We start from the raw sequence: 13,750 nt of genomic DNA, 5'->3' as shown, positions 1-13,750 counted from the left end.
CATTCCTTCTCAATATCACTTTATTTAATACGTGTTAGTACAGCGGCAAAAAAACCGTCTGTATGATGTTCACCGGTGCTCAGCTGCAGATAGTCACCCTGCATGACAGGTAAGGTATTATCTTTAAGCAAAGTCTGCACCGGCTCTATATGCCAACCAGTATTGGCAGCCAGAAAATGATTTAACTGCTGCTGATTTTCCGTTTCCAGAATACTGCACGTTGCATACACAAGCCTCCCGCCCGGACGTACCAGTTCAGAAGCTGCCTGTAAAATTGATTGTTGCTGCTCGAGCAATGTCCGGATATTGTCATTACTCTGACGATATTTTAAATCAGGGTTACGGCGTAACGTGCCCATTCCGGAACAAGGTGCATCAACCAGCACACAATCTGCCTTATATTTTAATCGGGCAATACGGGTATCATGCTCATTATCAATCCGCTGAGGATGAATATTAGTCAGACCTGCCCGAACCATTCTCGGCTTCAGATTAGCCAGACGCTTTTCAGCCACATCGAAAGCATATAACCGTCCACTACCAGCCATCATGGCGCCCATTGCCAATGTTTTACCACCGGCTCCGGCACAGAAATCGACAGCAATCTGACTACGTTTAACGCCTGTTATTAAAGCCAGTAGTTGACTGCCCTCATCCTGGACTTCCAGCACACCGTCAAGAAACAGCGGGTGTCGGTTTAAAGCCGGCTTATCATATAGCCGTATTCCCCAGGGTGAAAAAGGCGTAGCCTCAGCACGCAACCCTTCTGACTGTAACATAGACAAAATCTCATCACGTTTACCTTTCAGGGTATTTACCCTTATATCCAGCGGTGCCGGTTGCATAACACTGCGACCGTAAGTGACAATCTGATTGTCATCCCAGCCCTGCTGTTGCAGACATTCAATTAACCATTGGGGCAGCTCAGCGGCTGTAGTGAGCTCAGAAGAAAAAGCAGATTTTTGCTCTTTAACATCAATCAGCCACTGCTTTTCTTCTGGGTCACAAAGTGATTCCACACTGTGTACACTTACTCCCCGCCCTAAAACCAGTGCAGCCAAAGCTGCCCGACGTGGTTTTTGATGCGGTTTTGGCAGCATCTTCTGAATTTTTTGCAAATGGCGGATAGTAGCAAACACAGTTTCAGCTATTTCCTGCCGATCACGCATACCCAGCTTACGTTCACGCCTGAAAAAAGCTGACAGCACAACATCTGCAGGCTGTCTGAATGTTAATACCTGTGCCAGTGCAGAAGTAGTTAAATCAAGTTGTTGTGCATTTATCATAATATTTAAAAAACCTTCCCGTTGATCTGGCCGCCTTTCAGTTGCAATGTATATACTTTACCATTGTCCATATAGCTAATCCGTACCGGAATATTATCAAGCTGGGGTGCAAAAGCATATTCCACCAAGTCATCGCCACGGCTGATACTGAACTGTCTGATATCAATTTGCCGTCCATTTACCATCATCTGAGCCATTCCACGACTTTGAACAGCATTAAGCTGATACACTTTCTTACCATTAGTCAGATAAGTATTTGCGGGCAATTTGCCGTGATTAAAACCCAGCTGCCAGCCAAGAGCAAACATATCATACACTGACCCTTTCACTGACATATGCTTAACAGCTTCCGACACCTTACCATAATCAACACCCTCCCCGGAAAAACGAGCCTGTGCATACGGCTTGCCAGAACGGCTGTCGGTATAGGAAAGCGGTTTTAAAATAGTACTTTTTATGGTACCGGAAGAAATAAACTGCATTTTGTAAAAAATCAAATCAATTTGTGTATTAATCTGATAGTGACCATCCTTTTGCACAAAATCCATGCTCACCGGCAAACCATTACTGTCAACAAACTGAAGTTGTGTCTGCTGAGGTAGGTCTTCAGCTTGTGCAATTGGTATTAACAGCAAATTTACCCACACTAGCAATAAACCTGCCCATACTTTCAATTTCATATTGCGCTCATAACATTTTAATTTTTCAGGCAGACTGCACTATCTGTGCCAGCTGCGGCAAGATTATTCACCCTGTTACCTTCTATCACCAGATTACCGGCAACAAAATCCGTCACTGCTTGTGGTAAAAGCTGATGTTCAAGCTCTAAAACCCGGTGGGCCAGAGTATCGGCTGTATCGCCGTTCAAAACAGGTACCACACCCTGAGCTATAATCGGACCGCAGTCCAGTTGGGGTGTGACAAAGTGAATTGTACAACCTGCAACCCGACAGCCACTGTCCAGTGCACGCTGATGAGTATGCAATCCGGTAAAAGCAGGTAATAATGACGGATGAATATTGATCAATTTACCTGTGTAATGCCTGCAAAATTCAGATGTCAAAATACGCATAAAACCGGCCAGTACCACCAAATCAGGCTGATAAGCATCAATATGCTCTATTAGTGCCGCATCAAATGCTTCACGACCTGGATAATCATGGTGGCAGATTGCTTCAGTTACCAGCCCGTGTTGCGTAGCCCACTGTAAACCCGCTGCCTCAGCCCGGTTACTGATTACTGCCACTATTTCTGCCTGTGCAATATTGGCTTTTACTAAAGCCTGCATATTACTGCCACGACCTGAAATCAGAATCACAATTCTTTTTTTAATATTCATTGCCCACCTGTAAAAATACCTAGCCTAAAGAAATCATTTCCAGTTGTTCCAGACTTCTGCCTAGAAACCGCTCACCAATTGTCTGGAAACGTAGTGGTATATCACTGACATAAAACCGATATTGTGCGTCTGAATGATCAGGATTAACCAGATGATGCTGCTCCAGTGCTAATGCAGTGGCTTCAGCAGTTGTAATTGCCGAATCAACTAATTTCAGCTCAGGAGCCTCCTGCCGGATTAATGGCTTCAGTAACGGATAATGAGTGCATCCCAAAACCAGCGTATCCACATCTTCTGCCAGAATCGGCTTAAGATACTCTCGTGCAGTCAGTCGAGTAACTTCATGATCCAGCCAGCCCTCTTCCACTAGCGGCACCAGCAACGGACAGGCTTGTGAAAAAACCCGTGTTTGTGCATTCTGATCGTGAATTGCCCGTGCATAGGCATTACTGTTAACGGTAGTGCTGGTAGCAATTACACCAATATGATTATTCTGAGTAGTTTCCAGAGCAGCCTGAGCACCTGCGGCAATCACATCCAGCACAGGCATTGTACCGGCCAGCTGCCGCACTTTTTCTCTCGCCACCGCTGCTATAGTATTACAGGCCACAACCAGTGCCTTAACATTATGCTCTAGCAGAAAAGACACAATCTGTTCAGTATAAACTTCTATTGTATGTCTGGATTTCACACCATACGGTACACGCGCTGTATCACCAAAATAAATAATATTTTCATTAGGTAACCGTTCCATCAGTGCACGAACCACAGTCAGTCCACCTACGCCGGAATCAAATACACCTATTGGTTGTTGTTGTATTGCAGTCATTTGTCTCTTCATTATTGACTATGACATTCAGTTCACCATAAACTGAATTAATCAAATACCCGTCATCAGTATAATTATAGCATTTCCTGAAAATATACTTATTGCTTCATCCCTACAATATATGCATAAAATAAAGCTGCCCCCCGGCAACAATACATACAGACGGAATTTTATTACTTTCGTTATTACAAACTTTATCGCATAATAACCCCGTTTTGTTTAATTAAAAACATTATGCCTGCATCTAAAATCCGAGAATTTTTTCTGGCTGGTGAAAATAACACCCTGCAACTGAGCAAGCGCTTTGCACAGCATATAAGCTCGCCTTTAATCATCTGGCTGGAAGGCGATCTGGGTGCAGGTAAAACAACCTTTACCAGAGGTCTACTCAATGCTCTTGGTTACAACGGTGCAGTCAAAAGCCCTACATATAATATAGTTGAAACCTATTTTTTTAATGGATTCAACCTGAATCATTTTGACTTATATCGTTTTCAGAGTCCGGAGGAATGGCTGGATGCGGGACTGGATGAACTGATTACTGCAAACAGTATTAATTTGATTGAGTGGCCACAGCTCGGCGGTGATTTGGCACCTCCGGCTGACATTATCTTGAATATCACCATCAGCAGTAGTGGTCGCACCGTACAGATCAATGCAGTTACTGCACACGGAATAAATATATTAAATAAGATTATAGAATAACCATGTCAAACCATATCAGCCGCCGAAAACTCTTGATTGCTTCAACCGGCACGCTTTTAATCAGCCTTACCCCGATAGCACACGCAGCTCAGGCAGGTGCCGATATTGTGGCTTCACGCATCTGGCCGGCCACAGCCTATACCAGGATGACATTAGAATCCACAACACCCATCCAGTTTAAATATTTTCAGCTTAAAAATCCTGACCGGCTGGTTATTGATATTCAGGGTTCTGCTACCAATCAGTTTTTACGTGAACTAAGCAATAAAGTTCTCCCATTGGATCCCTATATTGCCAGTGTCCGCGTCGGACAATTTAATCCTGAAACCATCCGTATAGTGATGGATTTAAAAACCACCGTTAATCCTCAGGTATTTACCCTTGCACCGGTTGCTAATTTCAAAAACCGGCTGGTAGTGGATTTATATCCTACCGCCACAGTAGCTATAGAACAGGAAAAAAATGATCCGCTGATGGCACTTTTACAGGACTATAGCCACGGTAAAGTAAACAGTGACGGTACGACACGTCCGCAAGCAACTGTGCCAACACCACCCGTGAAAACCAAGCCGCCTGCAGTACCCGGTACACCAAATAAACTTAACCGTCAGCCAGTGATTATGATTGATCCCGGACATGGCGGCGAAGACCCCGGAGCCATAGGACCATCAGGTCTGCGTGAAAAGGACGTGGTACTCGCCATAGGGCGTGAAGTAAAAAAGATATTGGATTCGTATGGTTACAAAACTTACATGACCCGAAATGAAGATATTTTTATCCCATTGGGTGTACGTGTTGCTAAAGCACGTAAACTCAGAGCCGATTTATTCATTTCGATCCATGCTGATGCTTTTACCAATCCATCAGCAAGAGGAACCGGTGTATATGCCCTTAATCCTAAGGGTGCTACCAGTGCAGCAGCCAAATATCTGGCACAAACTCAGAATGCAGCTGATTCTATTGGCGGGGTAAATTATTCAAGTGATAAAAATGTTAACAATACTCTGTTTGATCTGACTCAGACAGCAACTATCAATGATAGTCTGAAATTGGGTAAAGACGTGCTGAATCAACTGGCCAAAATTAACAACTTGCATAAAGGCAGTGTCGATCAGGCAAATTTTGCTGTCCTGAAAGCACCGGATATTCCATCAATTCTGGTTGAAACAGCATTTATTTCCAACCCGACTGAAGAACGATTACTTTCAGGTAGTGATTTCAGAAAAAAAGTAGCAAATTCTATTGCTAATGGCATTAAAGTTTATCTATCGACAGCTGTACTGGCACGCCGCTGATGACAATATTCAACGACACGACAATACAGTTATTATCTGAATTAATCTGTTTATTTCCATAAAAAATGCTCAGATTTAAGAAAACATGGGATATAAAGATAAAAAAGCTGCCACAGGCAGCTTAAAAAATGTCATCGAAAAATAAAGTATTTTTATATTTATACTTTTTTATCTATACTGAGCTTAACCTGATCCCACCTTTTCCACTTTCATCGATAACAAACGACCGGGTTTCCGAAACCCCAACTCGACTTTTCTAATGTCGACATTGTCGTATAAAGTCAGTGGTTAATTTGCTTTATAGTATGTCTCCCACAAAAAAGCTTGCCACACTAGCAACCATCAAAATTAAAATGATCAATATTCGTCTTTATTGCTCATCATCCAATGCTCCTTTAAGCATAGAAAAAAACTCTCATTCTATGGGAGTTTTTGCTTATTTCTCGTTCCGCAAACATATATTTTTACCTAACAAATAAATACTGAAAAATCAAATACTGTTTTTTCTGCGGAATAGAAAAATGCAATCAATATTATAAAATCCAGTTGTTGTGAAGATCACAACTATTGAATACAAAATTAATATATGATAGCTTTATTTTTGAGATTTATAATCTGCAATAAAAAGGAATTTGAAATGAGTGGACAAGTTAATTATCTAGAAAAGGCTCCTAAGTTAGGTCAGGAATATTATTATTTATATGTTAGGGAAAGCCTCATTTATTCACTATTTAAATGGCAAGGTAAAGATTTTGAACAATCATGGCTTAAAAATCATAGACTTTATCCAACTAAAAAAGATGTTATAAAAGCTGCTGAATTTCTAAAGAACTATTTAATATCACATAAGGAACAGCTAAACTGTTTAACATCTGTACCTATTTATGGTACCAAGGTAAAGGTATGGTATGGTTTAGATATGGATGGTTTTAGTGACGACTACAAAGTTAAGTATTTTAATACTGAGTTTATAGTTATTAATCCTGAGAATGATCATCTACAGAAATTATTAAATCTATCTCTGCTTTATAGAACTTCTGATGATTTAGAAAAGGCAGCGAACTTAATAACCGAAGCTTTAGCTCTGGAAAAGAAAAGATCTAAATGCAAACTTTGAGCTAAAATATCCATTCATGTTCTCTTCTAAAAAGAGGATGTCTTTTTTTAAAAAAAGCACGTACTACCTTCAGCTGAAAAAATTCTACAGAAAATTAACCCATCAGTACTAGAAACAAATTAACAACTAATCAATCTAAGCACATTTAAACAAGTATGCTTGTGTGGATTACTAGACATAGCTAGCAACTAACTGGCTTTGCTTTCTAATAACTACTTCTCATTAGTACTAAGTTTTCTGGAAGAAGTTAGAACAGGAAGGGCATATCGACTCTGGGCAAAGGAGATGATTTAACTGTCTTGCCTGCCCATATGCTTGGCCAGTAACAACGTGTTACTCTACCGCGTGAAAAAGCGGCAATTTTGACCTCGTCCCCCTGATTACCACCCAGTACCATTAGATTGTCTTTTGCATCTTTCTCTACAACAAAAAAATCAACATGACCGCCATCCTGTCGTGTAAAAGTAACAATACATCCATATGCAGGCTTATCCAGCTTAGTCATTAATTGAGCATTATCCCACTCTCTGGTTCTAAACCAGCTTTTGGGCACATACCGCCCAGTTTAACTCAATCAGTGCCCAACAAATAAGCCACATCACAGCGTTATTTTTCACGCCACCATGCTTTGCGTGCCTTGTTGCAATAGCAATAGTATAACTTCATATAAAGATTATCAGGTTGTGTTTAACACCTTTAGTCCCATGAATACCGATATATTTACATGCATAACTAATTCATAGTATTTCAATCTCTCCTTAATTTTCTTAAACCCTTTTGCATAAAAATAGCTTATTTGTATAGATAATTTAAATTAATTGATGTATTATTAAATTTCTCTTTTAATTAATTTAACGCCCTCAAAGACTACTCCCGTCGTGAGGGTATTTTTTTGACATAAAAAAGCCGGCATATTGCTGACTTGAATCTATTACATAATCAAATCACTATTACCGCTTTTCAGAAATAAACAACCAACCGTAAAAGGGAAAAAATTTTGACCAACAAATGTTAATTCAACCTCACCAGTATTTTCATCATAAATAGGTATTGCTTTTGAATTCAGGGCTAATAACAGTTTTCTTAAACCAAGCTCATTTAATACATTTTCTTCAATAGCATTATTTTCCTCTACTTATTGAGTATTTGGTTAATTCTTTATTTTTTGCTATTTAAATCCTTTGATACCTCTGGATATTCAGTAAATAGCTGCGCATTGTACTTTTTGCGCTCCTCAGGATTTAACAGAGTGTCTTTACAAAGCTTAGATATTCTAAAGATACCAATTTAAGCTGTGTAACAGCCGCATTGCCTTTACCATCTTTGCCTCTGTTGCAGTTGGCGCAACCCCTAAAAGCTTATATAAATTCTTAAACCCCATTTGTTTAACCATTTGCTTTACATGCAGATCATAATTAAAAATTCTATAACTGTATTTATTGCTGTTTTTTTAATGTCTGCTGCTCTTTCAGTGTCTCCTGCTTTGTCTGTTAATAGAGATGCTGCACAGTGATATGGCCAGACAAATGCAGCATAAAGAATATCAGGCAAAAGTAATGCTACGCCGCCCTAAGAAGTCTTGCCAAAACAGAACAAAAAAAATGTCGATCAAATGTCCATAGTATTCTTGATATAATAAGTAAACCAAAAAGATGGATTCAAAGGATGAATGCAGAATGGTTGTAAATCACCAGAAGATCCAATCTAACAAATACCTTGTTGGTTTATTCCAAAATAATAGATGTAAAAATCAATTGGTATTTTTAAAGACCAATTTCTAACCAAGTAATAGCTGGCTTTATATACAAATAATATGGAAAATAATATGGAAAATAAATTTATTATTACTCATGATTGGTTAAGAGATAAAGGCGCCTATGATAATGATATAGAAGCTTTTGATAAGCATTTCCCCGATGGAGAGAATGCTATTAGAGTATTAAAAATGTGTACAGATTGGGGGCATACAACTTTAGGAATTTGGTTGATAGGTAAATTGCCTTTCTGTGAAACATCATTAGAGATTCAAAATACAAAAGATAACCTTTTTTACCCTGGTAATGTATATATTAAAAATGATGTTAATCTTGATAATAGAATAATTTTCATTAAAGGTGAACTTAAGATTGACGGGAAACTTATTATTAGCGGCAAGGGAAATATCTACGCAAAATGTGTATATGCCAATGAAATTTATATGAATGGTATATTAGATATTCGTGCTAATATGGTCAATGCTGAAAGAATTAATATTAGCGCCATGGCAGGCATAACAGCCGAATGTATCAATACTAATGAAATAAAGCTTAATAATTCTGCAAGGATTCGTTCTAATATCAAAGCTTTGAATCTCACCATAAGCGATAGTGCAATTATTAGTGGCGATATTAAGGCTGAAAGTATTAATCTTACAGGTGGTGAAATTTATGGGGATGTTGTGAGTGATAATTTAACCAATAATCGGGGTTGTATAACTGGAGATGTGAAAGCTAATGAAATTACAATTATTAATGGTGGAACAATATCAAGAAAAATTAACACTTTGCATTTTCCTTAGCAATATCTTTAAAAATCGTAATGAATATAAAAAGCCGGCCTTTAGCTGGTTTTTTATTGGAGAATTAATATGAGCGATATATTAGAAAGAATCGTGAGAAAGTGTCGTTTGGGGAAGGTATGGTTAGTAACAATAAATGATGATGTAACCAATTACGGAACAAGTAAAAGAAATGCAGAATAAACAAATTACAATTTATATTTTTTATTAGATAAAACAACACCATTAATTTGAATTAGTTATTTTATTCGTCTGATTAAAAATAATCTAAGAGTGAATTTAAAAACCAAGACTGCCAATAACCTTACTGTAGGCAGCCTTAGCTTTTTACTCAAATTTCTTAATTAGAATATTCTCATTATTTATAATTTCTCAAATAAACTATTTAAAACTCCTGAGCCTCTTCCCATGAATTAAACAATTTATCAGGATCAATCTGTAAAATATTAGTTAAAAGATTCCATAACTCTTCAGAGGTTAAACTGAAAGACTGACTTTCCTGTAAGTAATTACGTAGCTTAATTAATGATTTTCCATTAAAGTTTTTTTCTATTACTGAGATTAAAGCATCTTTATTTTTATCAAATGATAATTCAGCCATAGTCAAAAACTGATAACGAGCAAGACAAATAGCATCTTTACGCTTTCTCAATAATTTTTCACTTTTTGTCATGTATTTTTCTGGTTGAAGGTGTCTGGATATTTCTTCATCTGTCATTATCCTGAATGCCCCATTCGCCTCAGGCAATTGTTCGAACCATTTATTTGCTAATTCTTCTGAATCAAAGGCATACACCATTTTATCATTACTGTTTAAATAATATTTCATTTTACCCTCTTCTCAATTCTGCCCACACTCTGATTGGCAAATTACCATTAAGGTAATAACCATGTCCGGGGGGTACAATGCCAAATAATGGCTTACGTTGCGAATCTTCATTACTTGTATTTACTTCCCCCAGTAATACACCATTGACAATTAGTTCAGCTGATCTATTGTTTGTATGATAAAAACTGATGGCTACTGCAATTGGCGATGAACTCTGATTTGTATAAGTTGTAGAATATCCACGCGCCCCTGTAACATCCGACCAATTCTGATTAACACCCAGTGAATTAACCTGACGTGTTGAAATGACAGCGTTACCATCTCCATTAAACCAGCAACTACCTGAAACATCTCCATTTAAAATAATTTGACGCGAATTTTTTAAAACTGTAGCCGATGCTGCATTGCCACTTGTATTTTGATTTCCTGCTATGTTTACTCCCGGCAAATCTATATTATTAGAACCATCAAAGTTAATACCACCAATTTTAATTGCATTACGTAATCTGGATGCCGTATAAGCATTACCAGATGTATCTTGATTACCCGGGATATTAACACCAGGTAAATCAATATCTGTTTTCGCATTAAAAACTATACCACCAATTTTACGGGCAGCAATTTGTGCTGCATACAAGGCTGTTTGAGCAGTACCATTCTTATCCAGCTTAGCTTGATTTAATACTTTACCCTGTTTGGCAGACAATGCAGAACCTGCATCATCAGAATCCAATGTATCAATTATCTTGGTCACACCAGCTGTTTCTGCTGTCGCAGCAGCAGGAGCACTAGATGCAATTAACATTTTAATTGCCGTTATTACCTGATTATAGCTAGCTTTTTCCGGCTTTATCCCTGCCGCAGTTAAAATAGCAATTAATTCAGCCTGTACTTGATTGAGCCAACTTGCCGGTAAAATGGTACCTAATTCATTTATACCATTACCATCATGAAAAAGCCCGTCCTGTGTATCAATAGGGTACATTATTTATTTGTCCTTATATGTAAATTTTATATCGGTAAATGCAGGTTTCAGATCTTTTAAAACACTTTCAATAATGACATCACCGTATGCCGTTAATCTGTCTCCTGCTGTTGACATGCCGGCGCGAAACCGTGTTGCACGGCTGTCAGCATTTTTAACATTGACCCACCATACCCACATAATGTCTTCACGAGCCAGCCTGTCACCAGCACGATTAACTCCTGCACGGAATGGTTGAGGTTCAGTGATATTTATGTCATAACCAATTGAAGCAGCCATTTGTTTAAAATAAGGAATACTCAGACCACCGGTTTCATTAATTTTAGTTATGACAGCCAATATTCTCTGTTGTCCGTTTTTGCCTGAACTATCCAGATTCAGTAATTTTTCCCAACGTATAAGATAGTTTCCAGAAGTGCGCGGATCAATGACACCAAGTTTACGGCGTGCAGCATTTTGCACTTCATCCAGACAATTACCATCAATCGTAGCCGCATTTCTCACGGATGTTCCGGTACGATTGTAGGCTACTGGCGGAAACAATCCCAAAAGAGTATTTATGTAACTCATAGTAAGCTCACATCTACATTACCCAGCATAAACCACTCAACTTTCGTGTTTTTTTCGGCTACGAGATTAGTAGTAGGCTGAGTCATTTTCCGGTCAGTCACATTGGATACATCACTGATAACAGCTTCCAGCTGAGAAATGATGACACTATCACCAGGTTTCAATGCACTAAAATGTTCCTGCAAAGCCTGTCTGATAGCTGTAGTTGCAGTGTCAAGACTTATTCCGGATAAGCTTACCTTAACCTTAATATCCACTCGGGTTACGTCCGGCTTGATTACATAACTGTTTTTCGCGGTAACAGGTCGTACTGAATCAATATAATCCTGAACTTTGCTGACAATCTCATCACTAGGTACATTATTGCTACTGGTAATAACAATATCTACGGTACCCAACCCACGACGCAGAGGATATACATAAGCACTGGTTACTCCATCAACACTCAGAGCCCATGCACGATAATCATATTTATTTCCGCCAGCAGGAGGACGACGTAATAAATCCAGTAGCCGGTTTAATAATGAAGAGTCACTTTCAATGTCAGTGCCACCAATTGCCTGTATAAGATTAACATCTGTAGATATGCCTACCGGAGAAGCCATAAACTGTGCTGGTTTATTATACTGATTTGACTCAGAACCGGCCGAAACGGCTATTATTGATAAAACAGCAGTTCCATCTTCTCCAATTACTGCATCCTCCTGAACTGAATACAAATAATCACCACATTTAATTTGCAACTTTGCTTCTACAGAAGATCCTGGAATCCCATAAACTCTAGCTGTGCCGCTGGCAAAGGTAGCATTTTTTCGTCGTATGCCACGAAGATTACAATGTCTTTCCAGATAATCAGAATCTGCTGTATCTGGAAAAAACTGTTTTAATATCCAAGCCTGATGAGCATACTGTCCTGTTGCACAACTGGCTAAACTACTAGCACGTATATAATTATCACTATCTGAAGAAATATCAGCTTCCGGGTTTAAAGAAACCGTATCACGCAAAATAGCATTGCGTATTTCCTCGAATGTTGGAATATTATGCATATTCAAAATCCATTTATTTTTTAAATTACTCTAACCGGACATTCAACTACAAATTTTTCTCCGGTTAATTGAGTCACCTGTATATTTAAATTCAGCATGCCGTTATGTGCCTGCATAGTAGTTACAGAGATATCCACTGCCCGCCCGTCATCCAGAATCGGCTGTAAAGCCTGTTGTGCATACTGTTTGGCAAGCAAACTGACAGATTGCAAATCTTTTTCGCGCTCAAGTGTATACAATAAAGAACCTAATTTTTTATCAGCCCAGTAACTACCTAACGGAGTCATCAGACGCAGATAGACTGCATTTTGCAAATGATTTATAATTTTTCCGGAATAATCACCGGTTCTAGTATCTATTTCTCTATCCATAAACTACTCCTTTATAATATTTATAATTAATTCTGTAGTTTACTAAAATAGCTATTTCAAATAAATTAGAGATGCCTGCTCAAATATCAGACGGGTTTACCCACTCTGTACTCATGATCATGGCCAGAAAGACTTATACCTTTGGCCGTAACATCCCCAACAGTAGTATAGCTACCATTAGTTTGTACAATATTTCCTGAAAATGTTGCCCCTTGCCCTCCTTTAATATCCATTCCGCCATTTCCATTAATTTGACCGGCAGCAGTAATTTCTTCAGAGCAGTTAACGTTTTTTGCACTTATATTCACACCTGCCTGAGCATCAATATTAATTCCGGCTGCTGCCTCAATTTTGACTCCCGACGGAGCTTTAATATTCAGAATTTCACAATCAATTTCTATCAGCCTGCCATTTTTTAAAGTAATCGAAGCACCTGACTGGTTATAGACAGCTACTTCTCCGGCAGCCAGAGCTTTTATGCGATATGCACCATGTTCAGTTGCAATAATAATTCCATGACTAGTCTGACCACTTAAAGGAAGAACAATTGCTTCCGAGCCTACTGGCGGATTACTGGTAAAACCAAATTGCTGTAACTGTTCAACATCCTGTAATACCTCATCTGCGAGAGCTGCTACCTGAGCAGACTGTATTGCCTGGGCTGCATTTACCTTTGTCAGTTTGCCCCGAAAAGCCTGCCTGACTGAACTTGTGGTATTGTTAATTGTTGTTCTTGTTTTACTTACTAACTTCGCAACATAACTCATCTATTTCACCGATTAATTGAATTTTATTTTTAAATAAACAACTAATTATTT

15 protein-coding genes are annotated in these 13,750 nt (G+C 38.6%); 4 read left to right on the top strand and 11 right to left on the bottom strand.

Going from position 1 to position 13,750, the window contains the following annotated elements; translation table 11 throughout:
• Positions 1-20: 20 nt before the first annotated feature.
• From GY065_RS04660 to murI, 4 genes are read right to left on the bottom strand one after another with little or no spacing between them, the layout of a single operon-like run.
• Positions 21-1,283, bottom strand: a complete 1,263-nt coding sequence (locus GY065_RS04660; RefSeq protein WP_174833287.1) for an RsmB/NOP family class I SAM-dependent RNA methyltransferase — start codon at positions 1,281-1,283, stop codon at positions 21-23.
• A gap of 8 nt (positions 1,284-1,291) precedes the next feature.
• Positions 1,292-1,966, bottom strand: a complete 675-nt coding sequence (locus GY065_RS04655) for a DUF3108 domain-containing protein (RefSeq protein ID WP_174833251.1) — start codon at positions 1,964-1,966, stop codon at positions 1,292-1,294.
• A gap of 17 nt (positions 1,967-1,983) precedes the next feature.
• Positions 1,984-2,625, bottom strand: a complete 642-nt coding sequence (purN, locus tag GY065_RS04650) for a phosphoribosylglycinamide formyltransferase (RefSeq protein WP_174833250.1) — start codon at positions 2,623-2,625, stop codon at positions 1,984-1,986.
• A 19-nt stretch (positions 2,626-2,644) separates the two neighbouring features.
• Entirely contained in the window at positions 2,645-3,454 is an 810-nt protein-coding gene (murI, locus tag GY065_RS04645) for a glutamate racemase (protein ID WP_174833249.1), read from the bottom strand.
• Between the two features lie 234 nt (positions 3,455-3,688).
• Between murI and tsaE the strand changes: the two genes are divergently transcribed.
• The 3 genes from tsaE to GY065_RS04630 all read left to right on the top strand — a co-directional run bounded on the left by tsaE (position 3,689) and on the right by GY065_RS04630 (position 6,571).
• Positions 3,689-4,159 (top strand): tRNA (adenosine(37)-N6)-threonylcarbamoyltransferase complex ATPase subunit type 1 TsaE, encoded by a 471-nt coding sequence (tsaE, locus tag GY065_RS04640; RefSeq protein WP_174833248.1) that lies wholly within the window; start codon positions 3,689-3,691, stop codon positions 4,157-4,159.
• 2 nt (positions 4,160-4,161) lie between these two features.
• Positions 4,162-5,454 carry an N-acetylmuramoyl-L-alanine amidase gene (locus GY065_RS04635; RefSeq protein WP_194241830.1) on the top strand — a complete coding sequence of 431 codons (1,293 nt, stop codon included), beginning with the start codon at positions 4,162-4,164 and terminating at the stop codon, positions 5,452-5,454.
• Between the two features lie 637 nt (positions 5,455-6,091).
• Positions 6,092-6,571: a hypothetical protein gene (locus GY065_RS04630; RefSeq protein WP_174833247.1), complete on the top strand. Its 480-nt coding sequence runs from the start codon at positions 6,092-6,094 to the stop codon at positions 6,569-6,571.
• Between the two features lie 247 nt (positions 6,572-6,818).
• Here the strand turns inward: GY065_RS04630 and GY065_RS04625 are convergent, their stop codons facing one another.
• On the bottom strand, positions 6,819-7,124 hold the full coding sequence (locus GY065_RS04625) for a hypothetical protein (protein WP_174833246.1): 306 nt from the start codon (positions 7,122-7,124) through the stop codon (positions 6,819-6,821).
• Between the two features lie 1,272 nt (positions 7,125-8,396).
• Between GY065_RS04625 and GY065_RS04620 the strand changes: the two genes are divergently transcribed.
• Positions 8,397-9,128 (top strand): polymer-forming cytoskeletal protein, encoded by a 732-nt coding sequence (locus tag GY065_RS04620; protein ID WP_174833245.1) that lies wholly within the window; start codon positions 8,397-8,399, stop codon positions 9,126-9,128.
• Positions 9,129-9,513: 385 nt separating this feature from the next.
• On the opposite strand, the gene GY065_RS04615 is transcribed toward GY065_RS04620, so the two are convergent.
• The 6 genes from GY065_RS04615 to GY065_RS04590 all read right to left on the bottom strand — a co-directional run bounded on the left by GY065_RS04615 (position 9,514) and on the right by GY065_RS04590 (position 13,699).
• Positions 9,514-9,957, bottom strand: coding sequence for a hypothetical protein (locus GY065_RS04615; RefSeq protein ID WP_174833244.1), 444 nt, complete (start codon positions 9,955-9,957; stop codon positions 9,514-9,516).
• A gap of 1 nt (position 9,958) precedes the next feature.
• The gene (locus GY065_RS04610; RefSeq protein WP_371731934.1) at positions 9,959-10,762 is read right to left on the bottom strand and encodes a hypothetical protein; all 804 of its coding nucleotides are present in this window, start codon (positions 10,760-10,762) and stop codon (positions 9,959-9,961) included.
• Positions 10,763-10,945: 183 nt separating this feature from the next.
• A complete protein-coding gene (locus tag GY065_RS04605; RefSeq protein WP_037475395.1) occupies positions 10,946-11,512 on the bottom strand; it encodes a YmfQ family protein in 567 nt (188 codons plus the stop codon).
• Positions 11,509-12,561, bottom strand: a complete 1,053-nt coding sequence (locus GY065_RS04600; protein WP_174833242.1) for a baseplate J/gp47 family protein — start codon at positions 12,559-12,561, stop codon at positions 11,509-11,511. Before GY065_RS04600 ends, GY065_RS04605 begins: the two co-directional genes overlap by 4 nt.
• A gap of 20 nt (positions 12,562-12,581) precedes the next feature.
• A complete protein-coding gene (locus GY065_RS04595) occupies positions 12,582-12,932 on the bottom strand; it encodes a phage GP46 family protein (RefSeq protein ID WP_037475397.1) in 351 nt (116 codons plus the stop codon).
• Between the two features lie 86 nt (positions 12,933-13,018).
• Positions 13,019-13,699: a phage baseplate assembly protein V gene (locus GY065_RS04590; RefSeq protein WP_037475399.1), complete on the bottom strand. Its 681-nt coding sequence runs from the start codon at positions 13,697-13,699 to the stop codon at positions 13,019-13,021.
• Positions 13,700-13,750 lie beyond the last annotated feature (51 nt).

Origin of the sequence: Snodgrassella sp. ESL0323, from assembly GCF_013346865.1 — a bacterium.
In the GTDB taxonomy this organism is placed as follows: Bacteria; Pseudomonadota; Gammaproteobacteria; order Burkholderiales; family Neisseriaceae; genus Snodgrassella; species Snodgrassella alvi.
Note: the sequence above shows the minus strand (reverse complement) of the source record. Positions and strands in the feature narration are given on the sequence as shown.

Coding starts and splice junctions, on each gene's coding strand:
- GY065_RS04630 (WP_174833247.1), top strand. CDS start 6,092: ATGAGTGGACAAGTTAATTATCTAGAAAAGGCTCCTAAGTTAGGTCAG.
- GY065_RS04605 (WP_037475395.1), bottom strand. CDS start 11,512: ATGAGTTACATAAATACTCTTTTGGGATTGTTTCCGCCAGTAGCCTAC.
- GY065_RS04635 (WP_194241830.1), top strand. CDS start 4,162: ATGTCAAACCATATCAGCCGCCGAAAACTCTTGATTGCTTCAACCGGC.
- GY065_RS04655 (WP_174833251.1), bottom strand. CDS start 1,966: ATGAAATTGAAAGTATGGGCAGGTTTATTGCTAGTGTGGGTAAATTTG.
- purN (WP_174833250.1), bottom strand. CDS start 2,625: ATGAATATTAAAAAAAGAATTGTGATTCTGATTTCAGGTCGTGGCAGT.
- GY065_RS04620 (WP_174833245.1), top strand. CDS start 8,397: ATGGAAAATAAATTTATTATTACTCATGATTGGTTAAGAGATAAAGGC.
- tsaE (WP_174833248.1), top strand. CDS start 3,689: ATGCCTGCATCTAAAATCCGAGAATTTTTTCTGGCTGGTGAAAATAAC.
- GY065_RS04595 (WP_037475397.1), bottom strand. CDS start 12,932: ATGGATAGAGAAATAGATACTAGAACCGGTGATTATTCCGGAAAAATT.
- GY065_RS04610 (WP_371731934.1), bottom strand. CDS start 10,762: ATGTTAATTGCATCTAGTGCTCCTGCTGCTGCGACAGCAGAAACAGCT.
- GY065_RS04600 (WP_174833242.1), bottom strand. CDS start 12,561: ATGCATAATATTCCAACATTCGAGGAAATACGCAATGCTATTTTGCGT.
- GY065_RS04590 (WP_037475399.1), bottom strand. CDS start 13,699: ATGAGTTATGTTGCGAAGTTAGTAAGTAAAACAAGAACAACAATTAAC.
- GY065_RS04615 (WP_174833244.1), bottom strand. CDS start 9,957: ATGAAATATTATTTAAACAGTAATGATAAAATGGTGTATGCCTTTGAT.
- murI (WP_174833249.1), bottom strand. CDS start 3,454: ATGACTGCAATACAACAACAACCAATAGGTGTATTTGATTCCGGCGTA.